General features: G+C 42.8%; 14 protein-coding genes, 2 tRNA genes, 3 rRNA genes and 3 pseudogenes. 7 read left to right on the plus strand and 15 right to left on the minus strand.

The features are described from left to right. Positions 1-24 precede the first annotated feature (24 nt). From megL to gmhB, 11 genes and pseudogenes are all read right to left on the minus strand, one after another. Positions 25-1,211, minus strand: a pseudogene (gene megL / locus EL244_RS13685) (methionine gamma-lyase). A 15-nt stretch (positions 1,212-1,226) separates the two neighbouring features. Further along, positions 1,227-1,619, minus strand: a complete 393-nt coding sequence (locus EL244_RS13690; protein ID WP_006815246.1) for a helical membrane plugin domain-containing protein — start codon at positions 1,617-1,619, stop codon at positions 1,227-1,229. 13 nt (positions 1,620-1,632) lie between these two features. Beyond that, positions 1,633-2,819 (minus strand): annotated as a pseudogene (locus EL244_RS13695) (NAD(P)/FAD-dependent oxidoreductase). 245 nt (positions 2,820-3,064) lie between these two features. Further along, positions 3,065-3,649, minus strand: coding sequence for a DUF1287 domain-containing protein (locus EL244_RS13700; RefSeq protein WP_006815249.1), 585 nt, complete (start codon positions 3,647-3,649; stop codon positions 3,065-3,067). A 65-nt stretch (positions 3,650-3,714) separates the two neighbouring features. Next, positions 3,715-4,506, minus strand: coding sequence for an endonuclease/exonuclease/phosphatase family protein (locus tag EL244_RS13705; protein WP_172597527.1), 792 nt, complete (start codon positions 4,504-4,506; stop codon positions 3,715-3,717). A 213-nt stretch (positions 4,507-4,719) separates the two neighbouring features. Further along, positions 4,720-4,835 (minus strand): 5S ribosomal RNA (gene rrf / locus EL244_RS13710). A 149-nt stretch (positions 4,836-4,984) separates the two neighbouring features. Next, a 23S ribosomal RNA gene (locus EL244_RS13715) occupies positions 4,985-7,893 on the minus strand. Positions 7,894-8,206: 313 nt separating this feature from the next. Continuing rightward, positions 8,207-8,282: transfer RNA gene (locus EL244_RS13720), tRNA-Ala, on the minus strand. Between the two features lie 130 nt (positions 8,283-8,412). Beyond that, positions 8,413-8,489, minus strand: a tRNA-Ile gene (locus EL244_RS13725). 65 nt (positions 8,490-8,554) lie between these two features. Further along, positions 8,555-10,095, minus strand: a 16S ribosomal RNA gene (locus EL244_RS13730). The 16S, 23S and 5S rRNA genes sit together here with 2 tRNA genes alongside, the layout of an rRNA operon. A 443-nt stretch (positions 10,096-10,538) precedes the next feature. After that, entirely contained in the window at positions 10,539-11,105 is a 567-nt protein-coding gene (gene gmhB / locus EL244_RS13735) for a D-glycero-beta-D-manno-heptose 1,7-bisphosphate 7-phosphatase (RefSeq protein WP_006814023.1), read from the minus strand. Between the two features lie 168 nt (positions 11,106-11,273). Between gmhB and metN the strand changes: the two genes are divergently transcribed. The 6 genes from metN (at position 11,274) to proS (ending at position 16,981) form a co-directional block, all read left to right on the plus strand. Continuing rightward, complete coding sequence (metN, locus tag EL244_RS13740; RefSeq protein WP_039854688.1) at positions 11,274-12,305, plus strand: methionine ABC transporter ATP-binding protein MetN; 1,032 nt, start codon at positions 11,274-11,276, stop codon at positions 12,303-12,305. After that, positions 12,298-12,951, plus strand: a complete 654-nt coding sequence (gene metI / locus EL244_RS13745) for a methionine ABC transporter permease MetI (protein WP_006814024.1) — start codon at positions 12,298-12,300, stop codon at positions 12,949-12,951. Before metN ends, metI begins: the two co-directional genes overlap by 8 nt. 93 nt (positions 12,952-13,044) lie before the next feature. Then, positions 13,045-13,866 carry a MetQ/NlpA family lipoprotein gene (locus EL244_RS13750; RefSeq protein ID WP_039854690.1) on the plus strand — a complete coding sequence of 274 codons (822 nt, stop codon included), beginning with the start codon at positions 13,045-13,047 and terminating at the stop codon, positions 13,864-13,866. A gap of 223 nt (positions 13,867-14,089) precedes the next feature. After that, positions 14,090-14,404: an Rcs stress response system protein RcsF gene (rcsF, locus tag EL244_RS13755; protein ID WP_223844719.1), complete on the plus strand. Its 315-nt coding sequence runs from the start codon at positions 14,090-14,092 to the stop codon at positions 14,402-14,404. A 7-nt stretch (positions 14,405-14,411) separates the two neighbouring features. Continuing rightward, complete coding sequence (tsaA, locus tag EL244_RS13760; protein ID WP_126461621.1) at positions 14,412-15,131, plus strand: tRNA (N6-threonylcarbamoyladenosine(37)-N6)-methyltransferase TrmO; 720 nt, start codon at positions 14,412-14,414, stop codon at positions 15,129-15,131. Positions 15,132-15,250: 119 nt separating this feature from the next. Further along, positions 15,251-16,981, plus strand: coding sequence for a proline--tRNA ligase (gene proS, locus EL244_RS13765; protein WP_126461624.1), 1,731 nt, complete (start codon positions 15,251-15,253; stop codon positions 16,979-16,981). A gap of 92 nt (positions 16,982-17,073) precedes the next feature. On the opposite strand, the gene EL244_RS13770 is transcribed toward proS, so the two are convergent. After that, complete coding sequence (locus tag EL244_RS13770) at positions 17,074-17,730, minus strand: copper resistance protein NlpE N-terminal domain-containing protein (RefSeq protein ID WP_112837310.1); 657 nt, start codon at positions 17,728-17,730, stop codon at positions 17,074-17,076. 313 nt (positions 17,731-18,043) lie between these two features. Between EL244_RS13770 and rof the strand changes: the two are divergent. Beyond that, a pseudogene (gene rof, locus EL244_RS13775) lies at positions 18,044-18,306 on the plus strand (Rho-binding antiterminator). A 78-nt stretch (positions 18,307-18,384) separates the two neighbouring features. Here the strand turns inward: rof and tilS are convergent. The 3 genes from tilS to dnaE form a co-directional block, all read right to left on the minus strand. Beyond that, complete coding sequence (tilS, locus tag EL244_RS13780; RefSeq protein ID WP_126461627.1) at positions 18,385-19,746, minus strand: tRNA lysidine(34) synthetase TilS; 1,362 nt, start codon at positions 19,744-19,746, stop codon at positions 18,385-18,387. Positions 19,747-19,871: 125 nt separating this feature from the next. Continuing rightward, complete coding sequence (accA, locus tag EL244_RS13785; protein WP_006814031.1) at positions 19,872-20,831, minus strand: acetyl-CoA carboxylase carboxyl transferase subunit alpha; 960 nt, start codon at positions 20,829-20,831, stop codon at positions 19,872-19,874. Positions 20,832-20,843: 12 nt separating this feature from the next. Continuing rightward, the gene (gene dnaE / locus EL244_RS13790) at positions 20,844-24,326 is read right to left on the minus strand and encodes a DNA polymerase III subunit alpha (RefSeq protein WP_126461630.1); all 3,483 of its coding nucleotides are present in this window, start codon (positions 24,324-24,326) and stop codon (positions 20,844-20,846) included. Positions 24,327-24,338 lie beyond the last annotated feature (12 nt).

A 24,338-nucleotide genomic window follows, 5' to 3' on the forward strand; every position in this document is an offset into this window, starting at 1 on the left:
ACGGATATAGGGCATTTTTTATGTCTATGTTTCTAATGCTTGTTGGATATCCTCGATCAGTTCATTAGCATCTTCTAAGCCTATAGAAAGCCGAATAAGCCCATCACTAATACCATATCGTTGTCTTTCTTCTGGAGAATAAGTTGAATGTGTCATACTTGCAGGATGCTGGGCTAATGATTCACAATCCCCCAAGCTTACTGCTCTAGAAAATAAGTTGAGACGATTTAAAAAATATTTTCCCGCATTCAACCCACCTTTTAACTCACATGCAATCATTCCCCCTGCTAATTTCATCTGCTTTTGAGCTAATGCAAATTGCTTAAAACTCGGTAAGCCGGGATACATCACGGATTCTACAAGGGGATGAGATTCTAAATATTTCGCAATTTTATGGGTACTTTGGACTACTCTCTCCATCCGCACTGATAACGTTTTCATTCCTCTTAAAATTAAGCTGGCATCATGAGGAGACAAGCAAGCCCCTGTCATATCTTTCAACCCAACCAACCTAATTTGCTTAGCACATTCAGTCGTTGCAATAACAGCCCCTCCCATAGCATCACCATGACCATTCATGTATTTAGTTAAAGAGTGCAATACAATATCAGCCCCTAGTACTAACGGCTGCTGAATATAAGGTGTGCAATAGGTATTATCTACGGCAACAAGTACATTGTGCCGATGTGCAATTTCACTGACGGAAGCAATATCAACTAAGCGCATATTGGGATTTGCCGGAGACTCAAAAAAATCATCCTCGTTTTATCTGTAATTGACTGCTCCACTATTTGTGGATCGCTCATGTCGATATGACGAACCGTGACACCAAATCGCGCTAAACCATGATGGAAAAAAGAGTATGTACAGCCATAAACTGTGAGATCCACTAATAACTCATCACCAGGGTTTAATAATGCCCATAATGTCGATGTAATAGCCCCCATACCAGAGGCGAAAACAATTGCAGCCTCTCCTTCCTCAAGCGAGGCAATTCTATTTTCTAATAAATTTAACGTTGGATTGTTAATACGTGTATAAATATAGCCCTCTTTTTCACCGCTAAAACAATCCGCTCCCTCTTCCACATCTTTAAACACATAAGTTGATGTTTGATATATAGGTGAAGCTAACGATCCTAAATGTTCACTTGCATTATAGTGACTGTGTATTGCGCGTGTTTCAAAAGAACGTTTCTGATTTAAACTCATACCACCTCCGAAAAATTACTCTCCCTGAGATTGGGATAATCGTGAACCCACAATTTGTAATGTTCGCAAAACGGTACTAATTCCACGTAATGTATTAGGGTCTTTTAATAGGCTATATACAGAGCGAAAATTGGGGTTTTTACTGTCATTCAGCGCTTCCATTTTCGCCATGTTATACGCCGTACCAAGTTCCCACACAGGAACTAAGGTATCTTCAAAGGAATTGGATAATCTTTCTACTGTGCTGTTATCGAGAATATCAACTAAGTCAGAAACTAATGAGAGTAAATCCACGATATTATCGAGTCGATTTAGCTGTAATAACGGCGCTAATTTCTCAGCAAAATGATTACCTGATTCAGAAGCGAGTAGTTCAACAAGTTTACTTTGAGTTTCATTATTAGACATTCTGTACTCCTTATTAAACTAAACCGCGAATGGCAGCCCAATAAATACCTCTATTGAAGCCATTTCTGAGTAATCCGCCAAGCTTCGTTGGTGGTGTTGGGATCACATCATGTTTATAGTCATATTGCAGAGGCATTCCCGCGGTTAATCCCATTTGTGCAACTGCTTGTACGCGACCATCATAAATCGCTGCTGGGTAGCCATAAATGAGTTCACCACAAATATTATCTGCAATAATAGCCGCTTGATTATGGCAACTTCCTCCGGCTTTACTGATAGGCAGATCTACCGTATCACCAATAACATAAACGCCATCAACACCATAGACTTGCATGGTTTCATGGTCAGTTGGTAGCCATCCTTCCCCATTATTGTGTTCGCTCAATCCCGTATTAATCACCGCTTCCACTGCTGTTATCGGCGGAGTACTAATCAATAAATCAAAAGGCTGTTCATCACCTTCTTTTGAGTAAGCCACTTTTTTATCAGGGTCAACTTTACTGAGCGTAAATCCACGCTGAGCTTTAATATCTTTAATTTTAAAGACTTCAGGAATGACTTCACAAACTGGCTGCTGCATGAAAAGGCAATTACGTAATAATTGGGAGACAGTTGGGTAGGTATACACGATTTCAATATTATCGCGAACTCGACGTTTTCGTAAAAATTCATCGATCATTAACGTCGTTTCCATCGGTGCAATGCCACATTGATGAGGAACATTTGGTGTTTCGGGGAACGATACTGTAATAAATATTCGACCTTTTTCTATTTTGGCTAATTGATCTGCCAATTTTCGCGAAGCATCGTAGGCATAAAAATGATTTCCCATTTCCTTTAAGCCTTCAATACGTTCAGGTCTAGGAATACAGCCTGTAGCGACAACTAAATAATCATAATGATATTTTTGGTTATTCTTTGAATATAACTCTTTATTTTTAAAATCAAATGAGTCAATTTTATCAATCACTAATTCAATTTCTGGTCTTAATAATTCTCGCTCGTTACGGCTTAGTTCTTCTTTTAAAAACATATTAAATGCAACATACATAAAGGCTGGTTTGTAATAATGAATAGGATTGTCTGTTATTAGCGTTACTTTGATTTTTTTGAAAAAATATCTTTATTTAATTTCCTAGCTAAAATATTCGCCAACATAGTCCCACCAGTACCGCCACCAACAATAACTATATTTTTCATAATATTAAGTCCTTAAGAAACAAACCGATAAATAAGATTTTCATCGCAATACGTTTCACTTAATAAATATAGTTCAATCAGAATTATTACTAATACAATAAATTGCATATAATTTAAAAAACAATAAAAAAAACTAATCACCCTAATATATTAACTAAAAAAATGTACGTTATTAATTCATTTTAGTAATATTTCATTTATTTATATTATAGAAAAACCTTAACTAATTTATTGAAAAACATATATTAATAGGAATAATGACCCACAATCTTCCATTTAAATAAAACATCTTCAGGGACCTGCCCATAACCAATATTATGCATGACTAAGTAGGATTGACTATCTGAGGATTTGATCGAGGTCACAATTCCAATATGAGGGCGACCATTATCTAAACGCCATGAAACAATATCTCCAGGAAGATAATCAGCACTATTTTTAGTTATTGGCTTAACTATCCCCTTTCGAGAGAAAAAAGTTTCAAGGTTAGGAACTCTTCGGTGATCAATATTTGTATCAGGCTTACGTAATCCCCACATTTTCTGGCTAGGATACTGACTGAAATTCTGTTTGATATCTTCGTGGAGCAATTTTTGGAGATCGATACCAACTTTGCGGTAGCTACGAATAACCACATCTGAACATACACCATAATGGCTAGGTACATCCCCATTAGGGTAATCTATCCGTTGATAAGAAGCGTCATAAGCCACTAAACGAGGAAGTTGCTCTGCATGTTTTGCTAATGTGAGATTATTTACTCCCATACTATAGGGAGTAAATAATAAGAATAGAACTGGAAGTAATTGTTTCAAGAGGGCTATCTCCATATATGTTGATGATGAAATCTACAATAATTGCGGAGATAAATAAGGTGATATTGTCTTAAAAATTTTTATTTAGTCAGAGAGAATTGAGTAATTATTGGATTATGATCGGAAGCATCTGTCTGTAATACATGACTATTTTTTATTTTTAAGCCTCGATAAAACATAAAATCAAGTGGTCGTCCAAACGCTTTTGTTCTTAAATCAACATCATAAGATACTTCTTTTAAACCGACCGCGCGTATAAAACGCTTCAATGCGTTAACTCGCTGCCGACTCCATGCATTAAAATCGCCAGCTAAAATCACAGGTCCAACATGCTTACTAATATGGGAACCTAATTTATTTAGCTGCTTAGTATATACATCAACACCAAAACTGAAATTAATTGCATGTACGTTTGCCACCATTAAGTGACGTCCATTAGGCAATGGATAAACCGTGATCAGGGCCGATTTAGCTAAACGTAATAGCGGCTCTTTTTCTCTCAATGGACAGCAATAGATAGGATGGGAAGTAGCCAGTGTCATCACACCTGAAGGATGTGGCGAAAAAGGTAAAGCAGGGACTTGGTCTGCAATCAATTGGTGGGATGCTGCAAAGGAAATTAATTCAGGAGACATTTGTGCTTCTTGCAGCAATAACAGCTTTTTACCCTGCACTAATTCGGCTAAGGTCGCTTTCCAATTAGGTCGCTGCTGTTTATAGATATTCCATGTCACAACATCCAATGTTTCGCCCGCAGGGAACAGGGGTAAACCGATAGGAAGTGAATCCCCTAGCATATGTATCGGCATAGGCTGGATACGCTTTGCCGGCTCACCTGCAATGTATCGAACGGAATAAGTTCTTTTTGCCACGTACCGGATCCCTACATAGTTGCTAAGTACAATTGTATTCTAGCATTGGTTTAATTAATTCAAGAGTAGTATATCAAACATAGCGAGAGTAATTTTAGGAAGTAGAGTGACTTATTAATAATAACCTGTATTTATACAAATCTATGTTTCAATTTTCACCAAGCACCCAACGCAAAAAAGCCACCCAATGGGTGGCTTCTCGGCTAATTTAATGTCTGGCAGTTCCCTACTCTCACATGGGGAGACCCCACACTACCATCGGCGCTACGGCGTTTCACTTCTGAGTTCGGCATGGGGTCAGGTGGGACCACCGCGCTATTGCCGCCAGACAAATTCTGTTTATTCCCGTTTAAGTCTTTTATCCTTAAACCAGAACATCAATCCTGAACAAGCTGCTGTGTCCCTCACCTTTCGGCTTCTCACTCGCTATTGAAAATCAACTTCATCTCTCAAATCCCTAAAACACCTTCGGTGTTGTCAGGTTAAGCCTCACGGTTCATTAGTATTGGTTAGCTCAACGTATCGCTACGCTTACACACCCAACCTATCAACGTCTTAGTCTTAAACGTTCCTTTAGGACCCTTAAAGAGTCAGGGAAGACTCATCTCAAGGCAAGTTTCCCGCTTAGATGCTTTCAGCGGTTATCTCTTCCGCACTTAGCTACCGGGCAATGCCATTGGCATGACAACCCGAACACCAGTGGTGCGTCCACTCCGGTCCTCTCGTACTAGGAGCAGCCCCTTTCAATCTTCCAACGCCCACGGCAGATAGGGACCGAACTGTCTCACGACGTTCTAAACCCAGCTCGCGTACCACTTTAAACGGCGAACAGCCGTACCCTTGGGACCTACTTCAGCCCCAGGATGTGATGAGCCGACATCGAGGTGCCAAACACCGCCGTCGATATGAACTCTTGGGCGGTATCAGCCTGTTATCCCCGGAGTACCTTTTATCCGTTGAGCGATGGCCCTTCCATTCAGAACCACCGGATCACTAAGACCTACTTTCGTACCTGCTCGAGCTGTCACTCTCGCAGTCAAGCTGGCTTATGCCTTTGCACTAACCGCATGATGTCCGACCATGCTTAGCCAACCTTCGTGCTCCTCCGTTACTCTTTGGGAGGAGACCGCCCCAGTCAAACTACCCACCAGACACTGTCCGCACCCCAGATAATGGGGCCACGTTAGAACATCAAACATTAAAGGGTGGTATTTCAAGGTTGGCTCCATGCAGACTGGCGTCCACACTTCAAAGCCTCCCACCTATCCTACACATCAAGGCTCAATGTTCAGTGTCAAGCTATAGTAAAGGTTCACGGGGTCTTTCCGTCTTGCCGCGGGTACACTGCATCTTCACAGCGAGTTCAATTTCACTGAGTCTCGGGTGGAGACAGCCTGGCCATCATTACGCCATTCGTGCAGGTCGGAACTTACCCGACAAGGAATTTCGCTACCTTAGGACCGTTATAGTTACGGCCGCCGTTTACTGGGGCTTCGATCAAGAGCTTCTCCTTACGGATAACCCCATCAATTAACCTTCCAGCACCGGGCAGGCGTCACACCGTATACGTCCACTTTCGTGTTTGCACAGTGCTGTGTTTTTAATAAACAGTTGCAGCCAGCTGGTATCTTCGACTGGCTTCAGCTCCATCCGCAAGGGACTTCACCTAATGCCAGCGTGCCTTCTCCCGAAGTTACGGCACCATTTTGCCTAGTTCCTTCACCCGAGTTCTCTCAAGCGCCTGAGTATTCTCTACCTGACCACCTGTGTCGGTTTGGGGTACGATTAATGATAATCTAGAGCTTAGAGGCTTTTCCTGGAAGCGGGGCATGAGCTACTTCGCCACCGTAGTGACTCGTCATCAGACCTCAGTGTATAGTGAACCGGATTTGCCTAATTCACCCACCTACATCCTTAAACCGGGACAACCGTCGCCCGGCCAGCCTAGCCTTCTCCGTCCCCCCATCGCAATTATCACCAGTACGGGAATATTAACCCGTTGCCCATCGACTACGCATTTCTGCCTCGCCTTAGGGGTCGACTCACCCTGCCCCGATTAACGTTGGACAGGAACCCTTGGTCTTCCGGCGTGCGGGTTTTTCACCCGCATTATCGTTACTTATGTCAGCATTCGCACTTCTGATACCTCCAGCATGCCTCACAGCACACCTTCGCAGGCTTACAGAACGCTCCCCTACCCAACAATATTTACATATCGCTGCCGCAGCTTCGGTGCATGGTTTAGCCCCGTTACATCTTCCGCGCAGGCCGACTCGACCAGTGAGCTATTACGCTTTCTTTAAATGATGGCTGCTTCTAAGCCAACATCCTGGCTGTCTGAGCCTTCCCACTTCGTTTCCCACTTAACCATGACTTTGGGACCTTAGCTGGCGGTCTGGGTTGTTTCCCTCTTCACGACGAACGTTAGCACCCGCCGTGTGTCTCCCGTGATAACATTCTTCGGTATTCGTAGTTTGCATCGAGTTGGTAAGTCGGGATGACCCCCTAGTCGAAACAGTGCTCTACCCCCGAAGATGAGTTCACGAGGCGCTACCTAAATAGCTTTCGGGGAGAACCAGCTATCTCCCGGTTTGATTGGCCTTTCACCCCCAGCCACAAGTCATCCGCTAATTTTTCAACATTAGTCGGTTCGGTCCTCCAGTTAGTGTTACCCAACCTTCAACCTGCCCATGGCTAGATCACCGGGTTTCGGGTCTATACCCTGCAACTTATTCGCCCAGTTAAGACTCGGTTTCCCTACGGCTCCCCTATACGGTTAACCTTGCTACAGAATATAAGTCGCTGACCCATTATACAAAAGGTACGCAGTCACCCTGATAAATCAAGGCTCCCACTGCTTGTACGTACACGGTTTCAGGTTCTATTTCACTCCCCTCGCCGGGGTTCTTTTCGCCTTTCCCTCACGGTACTGGTTCACTATCGGTCAATCAGGAGTATTTAGCCTTGGAGGATGGTCCCCCCATATTCAGACAGGATAACACGTGTCCCGCCCTACTCGTCGAGTTCACAACACTAACACCTTCGGATACGGGGCTATCACCCTATACTGCCGGCCTTTCCAGACCGTTCTCCTGATGCTAATGCTGATTAAGACTCTGGGCTGTTCCCCGTTCGCTCGCCGCTACTAGGGGAATCTCGGTTGATTTCTTTTCCTCGAGGTACTGAGATGTTTCAGTTCCCTCGGTTCGCTTCGTTTGACTATGTATTCATCAAACGATAGTGCAACGGATTGCACTGGGTTTCCCCATTCGGATATCGTCGGTTATAACGGTTCATATCACCTTACCGACGCTTTTCGCAGATTAGCACGTCCTTCATCGCCTCTGATTGCCTAGGCATCCACCGTGTACGCTTAGTCGCTTAACCTCACAACCCGAAGGTGTCTTCTTACAACGAGTGACTGTGCTTCATGATTTCGGCGTTAGTCAGTGCTCGCAATGCTCACGTACCTTAAGTACGCTGCGCTTGCTGTGCGCTGTCTGCCTTGAACTCATGTCGCTCGTCGACTCGAATGTTCAGAGAACATCTTCAAGTTGAGATTTTTTGAGAGACTCTCACATTGTTTAAGCAAAACAATGTGCGTTGTTTTCAATTTTCAGCTTGTTCCAGATTGTTAAAGAGCATAATTATTCGCAATAGACTATTTGACTAATCTATTCTGAATAATCAGAAAAATTTATGGTGGAGCTAAGCGGGATCGAACCGCTGACCTCCTGCGTGCAAGGCAGGCGCTCTCCCAGCTGAGCTATAGCCCCATAAAGGTAATTCCAGTATCGATTTTTCTTTTCGCAAGAAATTCAGAGTTAATCGAATCAAGACCAGGCATAGATTGACGACGTTTACATGAGTAAACGAGTTAATCTATAACGCAGTATTTATTCGATTTGGTAGGCCTGAGTGGACTTGAACCACCGACCTCACCCTTATCAGGGGTGCGCTCTAACCACCTGAGCTACAAGCCTATCGATACCGTTACTCTATTTCATCAGACAATCTGTGTGAGCACTTCACAAAAACACTTCAATGGTAAGGAGGTGATCCAACCGCAGGTTCCCCTACGGTTACCTTGTTACGACTTCACCCCAGTCATGAATCACAAAGTGGTAAGCGCCCTCCCGAAGGTTAAGCTACCTACTTCTTTTGCAACCCACTCCCATGGTGTGACGGGCGGTGTGTACAAGGCCCGGGAACGTATTCACCGTAGCATTCTGATCTACGATTACTAGCGATTCCGACTTCATGGAGTCGAGTTGCAGACTCCAATCCGGACTACGACGTACTTTATGAGTTCCGCTTGCTCTCGCGAGGTCGCTTCTCTTTGTATACGCCATTGTAGCACGTGTGTAGCCCTACTCGTAAGGGCCATGATGACTTGACGTCATCCCCACCTTCCTCCGGTTTATCACCGGCAGTCTCCTTTGAGTTCCCACCATTACGTGCTGGCAACAAAGGATAAGGGTTGCGCTCGTTGCGGGACTTAACCCAACATTTCACAACACGAGCTGACGACAGCCATGCAGCACCTGTCTCAGAGTTCCCGAAGGCACTAAAGCATCTCTGCTAAATTCTCTGGATGTCAAGAGTAGGTAAGGTTCTTCGCGTTGCATCGAATTAAACCACATGCTCCACCGCTTGTGCGGGCCCCCGTCAATTCATTTGAGTTTTAACCTTGCGGCCGTACTCCCCAGGCGGTCGATTTAACGCGTTAGCTCCGGAAGCCACTCCTCAAGGGAACAACCTCCAAATCGACATCGTTTACAGCGTGGACTACCAGGGTATCTAATCCTGTTTGCTCCCCACGCTTTCGCACCTGAGCGTCAGTCTTTGTCCAGGGGGCCGCCTTCGCCACCGGTATTCCTCCACATCTCTACGCATTTCACCGCTACACATGGAATTCTACCCCCCTCTACAAGACTCTAGCTGACCAGTCTTAGATGCCATTCCCAGGTTAAGCCCGGGGATTTCACATCTAACTTAATCAACCGCCTGCGTGCGCTTTACGCCCAGTAATTCCGATTAACGCTTGCACCCTCCGTATTACCGCGGCTGCTGGCACGGAGTTAGCCGGTGCTTCTTCTGTTGGTAACGTCAATCGTTGACGATATTAGCATCAACGCCTTCCTCCCAACTGAAAGTACTTTACAACCCTAAGGCCTTCTTCATACACGCGGCATGGCTGCATCAGGCTTGCGCCCATTGTGCAATATTCCCCACTGCTGCCTCCCGTAGGAGTCTGGGCCGTGTCTCAGTCCCAGTGTGGCTGATCATCCTCTCAGACCAGCTAGGGATCGTCGCCTTGGTGAGCCATTACCCCACCAACTAGCTAATCCCATATGGGTTCATCCGATAGCGCAAGGACCGAAGTTCCCCTGCTTTGCTCCTGAGAGATTATGCGGTATTAGCTACCGTTTCCAGTAGTTATCCCCCTCTATCGGGCAGATCCCCATACATTACTCACCCGTCCGCCGCTCGTCAGCGAGAAGCAAGCTTCCCCTGTTACCGCTCGACTTGCATGTGTTAGGCCTGCCGCCAGCGTTCAATCTGAGCCATGATCAAACTCTTCAATTAAAAGTGTCTGATGCTCAAAGAATGTTTACTGTCGTATGCTTTCCGAAGAAAACATATTACCTATTAGTTCATATATATGAATTAACGTGTTAGTCACTCTTCAAGACTTTAAAATCAAATATTTTTTGATAGTGTCTTGTGAGTGCCCACACAGATTGTCTGATAAATTGTTAAAGAGCGGTGCGACATTTCTTTTGGAAATCGACTCAGTTTTTATCAACTTAGGTCGTTGTCGCGAGGTGGCGTATATTACGCTTTCCTCAGTGAGAGTCAAGCATTTTTTTGCTTAATCTTTTCAGATTCTCTCGCTGCCGGTTCAGTGTCCATCGCGCTTTGCGTTGGCTTGTTCCCGGTCAGTGGATGCGCATTATAGGGAGTCAGAAAAATCTGGCAACCCTTTTTTTGATATTTTTTATCAACCGCCGATTTATCATCCAAAACGGCTATTTTTTGAATCTTTTTAGGGTTTCTGGCAGTTCTGCGATGCTATTTATAACGATATCAGCACTTGCCATTGCTTCTTCCGTGACTGCTTCACCACTTTTAACCAAGATGTTAGTACCCACTTGAGCCGCTTTACCCGCCAGCATGTCTGCAAGTTTATCGCCAACCATAATAGAAGAAGCCATATCGATGTCTAAATGCTCTTGTGCATCTAATAGCATGCCAGGTTTTGGTTTACGACAATTGCATTCTTGCTTGTATTCTTCAATCGTAGCCTCTGGGTGATGCGGACAAAAATAGATGCCATCTAAATCAATACCACGATCTGCCAGTGACCAATCCATCCATTCAGTGAGATGCTCAAACTGCTCTTCCGTATAAATACCGCGTCCAATTCCTGACTGGTTAGTAACAACAACTAACGCGTACCCCATTTTTTTTAATTCAATCATGGCTTCAATAGCGCCATCAATAAATTGAAAATCATCGATTTGATGTACATAACCATGATCGATATTAATTGTGCCATCTCTATCAAGAAAGATTGCTGGAATGCCTTTACTCACCGCTTTGCTCCTCAAACTAAAATGGTTTTTAGTATCTCACGAAAAGAAATGAAATGAGAATAGAATAAATAGAACAAACTTTATTGACTTAGACGTCTAGACGCCTTAACATCCAAGCATATTAGATACAGTATCTAGAAAATAATTCGTCAGAGAATAGAAGATAGAATGATAAAGCTCTCAAATATAAATAAAGTCTTCCAGCAAGGAAATCGTCAGATACAGGCATTGACTGATATCAGTCTGCATGTTCCTTCTGGTCAAATATATGGTGTTATTGGTGCATCTGGCGCAGGTAAAAGCACGCTAATTCGTTGCGTTAACATGCTAGAGCGACCAACATCAGGGCAAGTCATTGTTGATGGTCAAGATTTAACTTCTCTACCAGAAAAAGCTTTGACGAAAGCTCGTCGTGGTATTGGCATGATTTTCCAGCATTTTAACTTATTATCGTCACGCACCGTCTTTGACAATGTCGCGCTACCTCTTGAGTTGGATAGTACGCCAAGAGAAACAATCAAGCAGCGTGTTAATGAATTACTCGAATTGGTAGGTTTGACTGATAAGAAAGATGCTTATCCTGCAAATCTATCCGGTGGGCAAAAACAGCGTGTCGCCATTGCTCGTGCGCTAGCTAACTCTCCAAAAGTATTATTGTGTGATGAAGCAACCAGTGCGTTAGACCCAGCAACAACACGCTCTATCCTAGAATTGCTGAAAGATATTAATCGCCGTTTAGGTTTGACCATTTTATTGATCACTCACGAAATGGATGTCGTTAAGCGTATTTGCGACCAAGTGGCAGTCATTAGTGGTGGTCAGTTAATTGAACAGGATAAAGTGAGTGAAGTTTTCTCTCATCCTAAAACGCCAGTCGCTCAAGAATTTATTAAATCCACGTTGATTATTGATATTCCCGATGATTACAGTGAACGTTTGCAAAGTGAACCAGGTAAAGATTTATCACCTTTATTAAAGCTGGAGTTCACAGGGCAGTCAGTGGATGCGCCATTAATTTCCATGGCTGTTCGTAAATTTGATATCGACATTAATATTTTAAGTTCGCAAATTGATTATGCCGGTGGTGTTAAGTTTGGTGTGATGCTAGCAGAATTACACGGTATCGATGGTGGTGTTGAATCCACAATTACCTTTTTAAAAGAACACCATGTCAAAGTAGAGGTTTTGGGTTATGTCTGAGGGAATGATTTCACTACTTATTTCAGGAACGATTGATACCATTATCATGACATTCGTTTCTGCAATTTTAGGTTTTATTTTAGGTATCCCTACAGGCGTTCTACTTTATGTAACTCGCCGTGGACAAGTTATGGAAAATACCGCTCTGTATAGCGTTATTTCCGCAGTTGTAAACGTATTTCGTTCAATACCGTTTATTATTTTGTTAGTGTGGATCAGCCCGTTTACCAAATTTATCGTCGGCTCGGCGATCGGTATTGAAGGTGCCATCGTTCCATTAACTGTCGGTGCAATTCCATTTATTGCTCGTATGGTTGAAAACGCACTATTAGAAGTACCGAGTGGCTTAATTGAAGCATCCCGAGCTATGGGTGCAACGCCACTACAGATTATTAGCAAAGTATTACTACCAGAGTCTCTTCCTGGACTCATTAATGCAGCAACCATTACATTGATTATGTTAGTCGGTTATTCCGCAATGGGTGGTGCTGTCGGTTCCGGTGGGTTAGGCCAAATTGCAATGCAATACGGTTACTATACTTATAACCCAGTAGTCATGAATACCGTACTTGTCCTATTAATTGTTTTAGTATTCATCATTCAGTTTACTGGTGAGTATTTAATGAAGAAAGTGTCACATAAATAGTCCGAAATAGAGATAGTCAGTAACAATAGCAGCGCCAAAGAAACTCTAGTAAGTAGTTAAGGTGCTATAAAAAAGTGTCTAAAGGGGTAAATTATGTCTATTAAGTTAAAATCATTTGCAGTAGTTGGCGCGCTGTTAGGAACGTTATTCCTCGCTGGCTGTGGTGAAAAGCAAAAAGATCCAAATAGTATTAAAGTCGGTGTGATTATGGGCAAAGAGTTTGAAGTTGCTGAAGTTGCACAAAAAGTTGCTAAAGAAAAATATGGTCTGAATGTTGAGCTAGTCTCCTTTAATGATTTCGTTTTACCAAACGAAGCATTAAGCAAAGGTGATATTGATGCTAACGCATTCCAACATAAGCCTTATTTAGATCAGCAAATCAAAGATCGTAACTATAAATTAGTCCCAGTTGGTAATACATTTATTTACCCGATTGCAGGCTATTCTAAGCAAATTAAATCTATTGATGAACTTGCTGATGGCTCACAGGTTGCTCTGCCTAATGACCCAACGAACTTAGGTCGTTCATTACTGTTACTGCAACAACAAGGTTTGATTAAGTTAAAAGATGGCACAGGTTTAATGCCAACTGTTTTGGATGTTATTGAAAATCCTAAAGGCTTAAAATTTGTTGAGCTAGAAGCACCGCAATTACCTCGAGCTCTTGATGACCAAAAAATTGCTTTAGCGATCATCAATACCACTTGGGCTAGCAGTGCAACACCAAAACTGACTCCAGCAAAAGATGGTCTGTTTGTTGAAGATAAAGATTCTCCATACGTGAATATTATTGTCACCCGTGAAGACAATAAAGATAGCGAGAATGTGAAGAAGTTTATCCAAGCATATCAATCTAATGAAGTTGCAGAAAAAGCTAACGAAGTTTTCGATGGTGGTGCAGTTAAAGGCTGGTAATCTTTCCTCTTAAAAAGAAAGCGTATAAAATACTAGGCGGCTTAATGCTGCCTAGTATTTTTGTATTATGAATACCGATAAAATAAATAATGAATGCGCTACCACAGATAATAAAAAGGTCGAATTTATGAGATTGTTTTTACTCACCCTAGCGGCATTTATGCTAGCTGGGTGTGGAATTAACCAATACACCAGTCCAAGTATGAATAAGGGGTTTTCGAGTATGAAGATATCGAAACCCGTACCAAAAGCGACTAAAGAAGAAGATGTCAGCGCAGAAAAAATTAAATTAATGAATAGCCCTGAGGAATTACTGGGTATGCCATTCAAAGATTTAGGCGTTGTCTCCGGTGAAGACTGTAGAAAAAATGCTAAGAGTCCCCCAGCTAATCTTGATTCTGCAAAGAATAGCATGTTGACCCAAGCCGCTTATATTGCTGCCGATGCAGTACTATTACATCAATGCCAAACGTCGACTGCTCCAGGCTGCTACCAAGCAACCGTATGTGAAGGCAGCGCACTTAAAATTGTCGAATAATATATTTATGCAATCTTTTCAATTTAATGTTATCGGGCATATCGAATCTCCCTATAAAGAAAAGTTTGCCATCCCTCGCCAACCTGGATTAGTCCAGGGCGGCTTTGGACGTTTACATTTACATTCGCCATTTAATGACCCTAATGGGGTTCGTGGACTAACTCAGTTTAGCCATATTTGGGTTTTATTCGTTTTCCATCAAACTATGAATGGAGGATGGAAACCGTTAGTTCGCCCACCACGCTTAGGTGGAAATGATAAAATGGGCGTATTTGCAACGCGTTCAACTTTCCGACCTAATCCTATCGGAATGTCATTAGTTGAGCTGAAGGGTGTTTCAACTGAGAATAACCAAGTCATACTTGAACTTGGTAGCCTTGACTTAGTCGACGGTACTCCCGTGATCGATATCAAGCCCTACCTTCCTTTTGCCGAAGCCATTACCACAGCAAAAGCGGGATATGCTCAAGATGCACCATCCGATAATATGCAGGTTATTTTCAGCCCTTTAGTGCAAGAAGAATTAATTAAATATCAGGCTAACTATCCTGGACTTGCAATATTTATTGAACAAGTACTGATGCAAGATCCCCGCCCTGCCTATAAAAAACAATCAAATGAAGCCCGTGATTATGCAGTTCATTTATTAGATTTTAATGTTCGTTGGCGAGTCATTGATAATGTCACTGAAGTATTCGCGATCGAACGTAACGAAAAAACGCTTTAACCTCTTTTGACAAATCCTTGTCACTGGTAGACTAGCTCTTTATTCCGCTGCTTAGCAGCTTTAAATTATTGGGTGAGCACTGACTTACCATAATTTGTTGTTCTAATGGAACCTATACAATGCGTACTAGCAAATATCTGCTCTCAACTCTAAAAGAGACCCCTGCGGATGCAGAAGTTATCAGCCATCAGCTGATGCTGCGTGCAGGAATGATCCGTAAACTTGCTTCTGGTCTGTATGACTGGCTACCCACTGGCGTACGTGTACTACGTAAAGTAGAAAACATTGTTCGCGAAGAAATGGAAAATGCAGGTGCTATCGAGGTATCTTTACCCGTAGTTCAGCCCGCTGATTTATGGCAAGAAAGTGGGCGTTGGGAACAATACGGTCCTGAGTTGCTACGCTTTGTTGATCGTGGAGAGCGTCCATTTGTTCTGGGTCCAACCCATGAAGAAGTTATCACTGATTTAGTGCGTAACGAAATCACTTCATATAAACAATTACCTTTGAATTTATTCCAAATTCAAACAAAATTCCGTGATGAAGTACGTCCACGTTTTGGTGTGATGCGTTCACGCGAATTTATCATGAAAGATGCCTACTCTTTCCATACCAGCCAAGAGTCATTGCAAGAAACTTATGATGCAATGTATGAAGCCTACAGCAAAATTTTCACGCGTATCGGCTTTGATTTCCGTGCAGTACTCGCTGATACGGGCTCAATTGGTGGAAATGCATCCCATGAATTCCAAGTCTTAGCGCAAAGCGGTGAAGATGATGTCGTTTTCTCTACCGAATCTGATTTCGCCGCAAATATCGAGTTTGCTGAAGCCGTTGCACCAAACGTCCAGCGTGCTGCTCCTAGCGAAGAGATGCACTTGGTTGATACACCAAATGCAAAAACCATTGCTGAATTGGTCGAACAATTTAATTTACCGATCGAAAAAACCGTCAAAACGCTGATTGTTCACGCGAAGAAAGATTCTGGTCATACTTTAGTTGCCCTATTAATTCGTGGCGACCATGAACTGAACGAGATCAAAGCTGAAAAACATCCGTTAGTCGCTAGCCCATTACAGTTCGCAACTGAAGAAGAAATTCGCCAAGCTATCAATGCCGGCCCGGGTTCTTTAGGTCCAGTCAATATGCCATTGCCAATTGTTATCGACCGCAGTGTCGCGGTAATGAGTGACTTTGGTGCCGGTGCAAATATTGATGGTAAACATTACTTTGGTATTAACTGGGAACGAGACTTACCATTACCAGAAGCTTACGACCTGCGTAATGTTGTGGTTGGCGATCCAAGTCCGGATGGCAAAGGCACACTATTAATTAAGCGTGGTATTGAAGTCGGTCATATCTTCCAGTTAGGTACTAAGTACTCAGAAGCGATGAAAGCTTCAGTGCAAAACGAGGAAGGTCATAACCAAATCGTCACGATGGGTTGCTATGGTATCGGTGTTACTCGTATCGTTGCAGCAGCTATCGAGCAAAGCCATGATGACCGCGGTATCATATGGTCAGATGCTATCGCACCTTTCCAAGTTGCGATTCTACCAATGAATATGCACAAATCTTATCGCGTGAAAGAAGTTGCAGAAAAACTCTATGCCGACCTGAAAGCTCAAGGTATTGACGTGATTTTTGATGACCGTAAAGAGCGTCCGGGTGTGATGTTTGCCGATATGGAATTAATTGGCGTTCCATACACTATTGTTATTGGTGACCGTAACTTAGATACCAACCAAGTAGAATATAAATCACGTCGTAGTGATGATAAAGCACTGGTTGGTTTAGATAATGTTGTTAGCTTCTTAAAAGAAAAATTAGCGACAAATTTGCGTAAATAATTACCAAAATTGTCTCTATAACAAAAGGCTCAGAATTCAGTATTCACTGGTTCTGAGCCTTTTTTATTCACCAATATATTAATGAATTAAGATTATTTGCAAGACGCCGAAGGGTCAAACTTGATTTTACCTGTAGGGACAAGCGCAGAATCAAACTGTCCATCTTCCATTGATGGGCGAATTGTATAATAACCATCAACTTCGACATAAACTGGGGTACCGCCGTCAACCCCCGTTTCACCATATGCTCTCTCTAGCTCAATACCTGAAGTCGCATATTTGCGCCCAGTTTCACACTCAGTAAAAATAGCTGCATCCGCCATATAACGGTATTCACCAATTTTTTTGCTCGGTGTCACTTTCCCTAACGTATAATTCATGGCGCTTTCAATTCGCTCACCATTAATATCAAGTAGAGTTACCGAGTTATTATCAGCCGCTTTAGCAAAATAAGAACGCTCAGCCTGAGCATTAGTCAACGTCAGCATATTTCCATTTGCCGACCAATTTCCTGTTTCATGAAATATTTGATTGCCATTTTTGGTTTCTAAATAGAGCAACTGTTCAACATAGCTACCATCTGGATTAACTAATAGAGTTGCTTCAATACCCGAACAATCGGCACAAGGGATCAAACCACTATAAACATTATCGACTGAGGCTGACTCAACTTCACTGACACCACTTTGGCAGCCGGATAAAGCAATTGAACCCGCGGCAATAAACGCTAATAAAAAAACTTTTTTCATTGTAATTCCCTTAAGATCATTCATGTATGACTGTTCAAACCCAAAATACATCATATCATCTCAAATAATAAAAAATGGGGTGCCTAAAAAATTTAAATTGCTCAAATAAGATACCAAGCACATTAGATTGGTGAATAAGAATTTTCTTTTTCCTGCACCTCTGATTATAGTTATTAAATTACTATGCTATTATCGAGTTAAGCACTTTTTTACTCAGTTCTTTTTGCTTAGTATATTGAGGCTTAGTACATTGATGCTTAGTACAACATGTTCAAGGCGGCAATAACCGCCACTAACTCAGTGGTGAGGGAATATGTCTACAGATAATGAATATCAACCAATCAATTGTGATGATTACGAATATCTAGAAATCGCATGCCAACGTCAATTAAAACTGCAAGTTCAGTTAAATGACGGCGAGAATATTGAAGGGCAAGCCAGTGATTTGCTCCTACGAAAAAAATTGAGTACCTTGTCCTGATCACTCAGGAAGGAACCAAGGAGCTTAGGCTGGATTATATTAACTCCTTCAGTCATCCTGAAATCGGCACAATCGTTGTCGACCAATCTCATTAATACTCGTACTGAGTTTCTTCTATGCCCCTTATGATAGTCACAGTCATAAGGGGTTTCTCATTTAATAATCAAATAAAACTAAATGTACTCATCCCTATTTGACCAAAATTCAGAATGTTGCCAATCAATTGCAATGCCCTCATCTTGATCATTAATCAAACCATCTAAAGTAATAAAACAGCCTACAGCGCTAATTAGTACATCGTTATAGTAGATTAATGGTGTACGCTCACGCATCCATGGGGCAACACCAAGTTCTTGCCAAAGTTTTTTACTACTTCGAGAATGAGTTCTGCCAACAATGTTATGTGAACCTTGCAAACCAAAACGTACTGTGACTTTCTCATCACGTCGAGGAGGCCTAATTTGTCCTTGTCCATTCATTACAATGAGATAGCCAAGGGATTCAGGCAATGCCAATGGTGCTGGATACTCCCAGTCATAGGTCATTCCCATGACACTATTTATACGTCGAACCACCCAAAGCGCACCTTGATAACGGCGAATTTCTCTATCACCCAAACGACAAATAGGTTCTGCATCTTGCCGAGCTAGAGCCACTTCCTGCCATATACGCTCTAATTGATTAAACGGGGGCATCGGTAACTGATGCAGTTTAATCCATCGGCGTAGCAAGGCATTACGTTTAGCGATGGAACATTCAACCAGCCCATCGATAAAAAGTCCGCCACGATAATCCACTATCTCATCCAGTGAATCTTGAAGCAGTTCGTCCAGCAGTGATTCCTGCTCAGCACACAATGAAGCGCTACGAGAAACGGCATTAGCAAAATGCGGCCAACGTTCAGATAATCTTGACATAATATGTAACCGTAAAAAATTACGGTCATAGCGGTCATCTTGATTACTGTCATCCTCAACCCAAGATAGCGCATATTCTTGCATATAACGTTCTAACTCTTGGCGAGAAATGTCTAATAGTGGTCGCAATAAATAAGTATTCCCGCGAGTCGCATCAAATGGTTGTGACTCCCGCATGGCTGATAATCCTGCAGGACCACTTCCCCGCTTCAATGCTAATAAAAATGTTTCAGCTTGATCATCTAGATGCTGAGCAGTAACAATAATTTCATTTTGAAGTAATTCGTCACGATAAGCTTGATAGCGTGCATCTCTTGCCGCAGCCTCAACTCCGTTGTTAGACGCATCAACCGTAACATGGTGACAAACAAAAGGGATATTCCATTGTTCACAAAGTTCTGCACAATGCATTTCCCATTTATCTGCGCGCATATTCAAGCCATGGTGAACATGTATAGCGCGAACTTGTAATGAAGGAAAGTGGCTTTGTTTTAGCTGATAAAGGGCATGTAACAACACGGTTGAATCAATACCGCCACTAAATCCAACTAAAATTTTTCGATGATCCCCTATCTTGCTTAAAATCTGCTCTAGGATGATCTGTGAAGATTTAGCCATGACTTACCCTTATACAAATGAATTACTATTAATTTTACTTCCTACTAGCAAGTAGGTCGAAAAAATATAATAAAAAACGGGAGTTGGTAAACCAAACTCCCGTTGTTTATTCAATAGATGATTAATCAGCAGTAACCGTAGCCCATCAAACGTTGATAGCGACGATTTTTCAATGCTTCAGTGTCTAAAGTATCTAATTCTTCAAGGTCTTGAACAATTTGTGCCTTTAGAGACTCTGCAATTGCATCGTAATTACGGTGAGCACCACCAAGAGGTTCAGGAATAACGTTATCGATTAATTTTAACTCTTTCAAACGACCCGCAGTGATCCCCATAGCATCAGCGGCTAATGGCGCTTTATCTGCACTTTTCCATAGAATTGATGCACAACCTTCTGGAGAAATAACAGAATACGTACTGTATTGCAGCATATTCACTTTATCGCCAACGCCGATAGCTAATGCACCACCGGAACCGCCTTCACCAATGACCGTACAAATAACAGGTACTGATAAACGTGACATTTCACGCAGGTTACGTGCGATAGCTTCCGATTGTCCACGTTCTTCCGCACCGACACCAGGGTAAGCCCCTGGAGTATCAATAAAGGTGATAATCGGTAAGTTAAAACGCTCAGCTAATTCCATCAGGCGCAATGCCTTACGGTAACCTTCAGGTGCTGGCATACCAAAATTACGACGAATTTTCTCTTTAGTTTCGCGACCTTTTTGGTGACCAATAACCATAACTGGACGACCATCTAAACGCGCGATCCCACCAATAATTGCTTTATCATCCGCGTAGGCGCGATCACCGGCTAACTCTTGGAAATCCGTGAATATACGAGGGATATAATCCAAAGAGTATGGGCGACGTGGGTGACGAGCGAGCTTAGCGATTTGCCAAGCGCCCAGATCAGAGAAAATTTTACGTGTCAGTTCGACACTTTTTTCACGTAAACGAGCAACCTCTTCATCTAGGTTGACTTCGATATTATTCTCTTGACGGCTGAGTGCAGTTAGGGAATCGATTTTCGCCTCTAATTCAGCAATCGGCTGTTCAAAATCAAGAAAGTCCAGACTCATAATATTCCTATTTTAGTCAAATTCTAATTCTACCTGCTCATTACCCAGCAGAGTTCGAAGGTCGTTCAGAAGGGGATCCACGGGTGTCACACGCCAAACAACGCCAAACTTAAGTTTAGCTCTGGCATCATCCTTCTGATAATACATATGAACCGGGATCGTCCCTGAACGGTGAGGTTCAAGGGCGCTACGAAGCCGATTCAATAATTGATCGTTAATTTGTTTATCTGACAGTGATATCGCAAGAGCTCGAGCATACTTTTCCCTTGCTTCTCCAATATCCATTAATTCGCGCACTGTCATTTTATTACCACCGTTGAAATCATCAAAGCTGACCTGACCGGTGGCAATTAATATATTATCTTTTTCCAACATATGTTGATATTTATCCAGTGCATCTGAAAATAACATAATATCCAGACGACCGGAACGATCATCAAGGGTGCAAATCCCAATTCTGTTTCCACGTTTTGTGGTAATAACTTTCGCTGAGAGCACTAAACCTACCACAGTTGTCACTTGACCACGAGGGGTTGGGTTCACATCTTTCAATCTCAAGCCATTAGTATAACGCTCAATCTCGCTTAAGTAGCGCGTTATTGGGTGCCCTGTCAAATATAAGCCCAGAGTTTCACGTTCCCCCTCAAGCACGACTTGCTCTGGCCATTTAGGTACGCTGGCATACGAGCTTTCAACTTGTTCAGGGGCTTCCGCTAATACGCCGAACATATCTCCTTGCCCGATAGCTTCTGCTTTCGCATGCTGGTCTGCGGCTTTTAATGCATCTTCAAGAGAAGACATTAGAGCCGCACGATGTGGACCTAAATGATCAAAAGCCCCCGCCATGATCAGTTTTTCCATCACACGGCGGTTGATCTTCTTGATATCCACTCGAGCACAAAGATCAAAGATTTCCTTGAAGATCCCGCCTTGCTGACGAGCTTCAATGATCGCTTCAATTGGGCCTTCACCGACCCCTTTGATAGCACCGATACCGTAAACTATCTCACCTTCATCATTCACATGGAAGTGATATAAGCCACTATTGATATCTGGTGGTAATACTTTTAAGCCCATCCGCCAGCATTCATCGACTAGCCCAACCACTTTTTCGGTATTATCCATATCCGCAGTCATTACTGCCGCCATAAATTCAGCGGGATAATGGGCTTTTAACCATAATGTCTGGTAAGAAACTAATGCATAAGCAGCTGAGTGAGATTTGTTAAATCCATAACCGGCAAATTTCTCTACCAAGTCAAAGATTTTCATCGAAAGCTCGCCATCTATGCCATTTTTAATAGCACCATCTTTGAAAACAGAGCGCTGCTTCGCCATTTCCTCAGGTTTCTTTTTACCCATAGCACGACGCAGCATATCCGCCCCGCCGAGGGTATAACCCGCTAATACCTGAGCAATCTGCATAACCTGTTCTTGGTACAAGATAATACCATAAGTTGGTTCTAGAACAGGTTTTAATGATTCATGCTGCCACTTCACATCAGGATACGATATTTCTTCACGACCATGTTTACGGTCAATAAAGTTATCCACCATCCCTGATTGCAGTGGACCTGGGCGGAATAATGCCACAAGGGCAATCATGTCTTCAAAGGAGTCTGGCTGTAGTCGCTTAATCAGATCTTTCATGCCGCGGGATTCTAATTGGAATACCGCCGTCGTTTCTGATCGCTGTAGCATATCGAAGCTTTTTTTATCTTCCAATGGAATAGCTGCGATATCAATCGGTTCTAAGTTTTTCTTCGCGCGTCGAGCATTGATCATTTCCAATGCCCAGTTAATGATGGTTAAAGTACGTAACCCTAGGAAGTCAAACTTAACCAAGCCCGCATATTCGACATCGTTTTTATCAAATTGCGTAACAGGGTTGTTTCCTTCCGCATCACAATATAGCGGTGCGAAATCCGTAATTTTAGTAGGGGCAATGACTACCCCACCCGCATGCTTACCCGCATTTCGAGTCACACCTTCAAGCTTGCGCGCCATATCAATCAGCGCTTTAACTTCTTCATCCGCTTCATAAATTTCAGGGAGTTGAGGTTCAACCTCAAACGCTTTTTCCAGCGTCATCCCTGGATCCGGTGGGATTAATTTAGAGATTCTGTCGACAAAACCGTACGGATGCCCTAGTACACGCCCCACATCCCGGATAACCGCTTTTGCAGCCATGGTACCAAAAGTAATAATCTGGGATACGGCATCACGCCCATACATTTGAGCTACGTGATCAATCACTTGGTCACGTTTTTCCATGCAAAAGTCCACATCGAAGTCAGGCATAGAAACCCGCTCAGGGTTTAGAAAACGCTCAAACAGTAAATCTAATTCTAATGGGTCTAAGTCTGTAATTTTCAGTGCATAAGCGACTAAAGATCCCGCACCGGAACCTCGTCCTGGCCCTACAGGTACGCCATTATCTTTTGACCATTGGATAAATTCCATCACGATCAGGAAGTAGCCGGGGAATCCCATTTGGTTGATAACATTCAGCTCAATATCCAAACGTTCATCATATTCAATCCGTTTTACCGCCCGCTCTTTTTCATCTGGGAATAAAAATTCTAACCGCTCTTCGAGCCCTTTTTTCGAGCACATGACCAGATAGTCTTCGGTTTCCATATCCCCTGTGGGGAATTTAGGGAGAAAATACTCGCCAAGACGGATAGTGACGTTACAGCGCTTAGCAATCTCTACACTATTTTCTAACGCTTCTGGGATGTCAGCAAATAGCTCACACATCTCTTCTTCAGAACGTAAGTATTGCTGAGGACTATAATTTTTTGGACGTTTAGGATCAACAAGAGTAAAGCCATCATGAATTGCCACACGAATTTCGTGAGCATCAAAATCACGGCTCTCGATAAAACAGACTTCATTCGTGGCTACAACAGGCAACCCGCGCAGCGTCGCTAATTCTATAGCGGCATGTAAATAACTCTCTTCGTCAGGTCGACCCGTTCTAATTAATTCGAGGTAGTATGAACCGGGAAAGTGTGTTTCGTAGAACTCGATGCATTCATCGACTAGCGCTTGGTTTCCTCGCAGTAAGAACTGCCCCACATCCCCTTTACGGCCACCAGAAAGGAGAATTAGCCCTTCTTTATGCTTCACAAGCCAATCACGGTGGATTGTCGGACCAATGGCGCCATAGCCTTTTTGATACGCTTCTGAAATCAATAATGTAAGATTTTGGTAACCTTCATTATTGCGAGCCAGTACAGTTAAATGAGCAACATCGTCACCAAGCTGCTCACTTTCCATGTAGAAGTCAGCACCAATAATTGGCTTAACACCCGCACTATGCGCCGCACCATAAAATTTTACTAACCCACATAGGTTAGTAAAATCGGTGATGGCAAGCGCAGGCATGCCCATTTCAGCCACTTTTTTGACCAAAGGACCGGTTTTAGCCAGTCCATCGATCATGGAATAGTCGCTATGAACGCGTAGATGAATAAAACGAGGAGAAGCCATTAACCTGATACC

It is taken from the genome of Providencia rustigianii (assembly GCF_900637755.1).
Classification (GTDB): domain Bacteria; phylum Pseudomonadota; class Gammaproteobacteria; order Enterobacterales; family Enterobacteriaceae; genus Providencia; species Providencia rustigianii.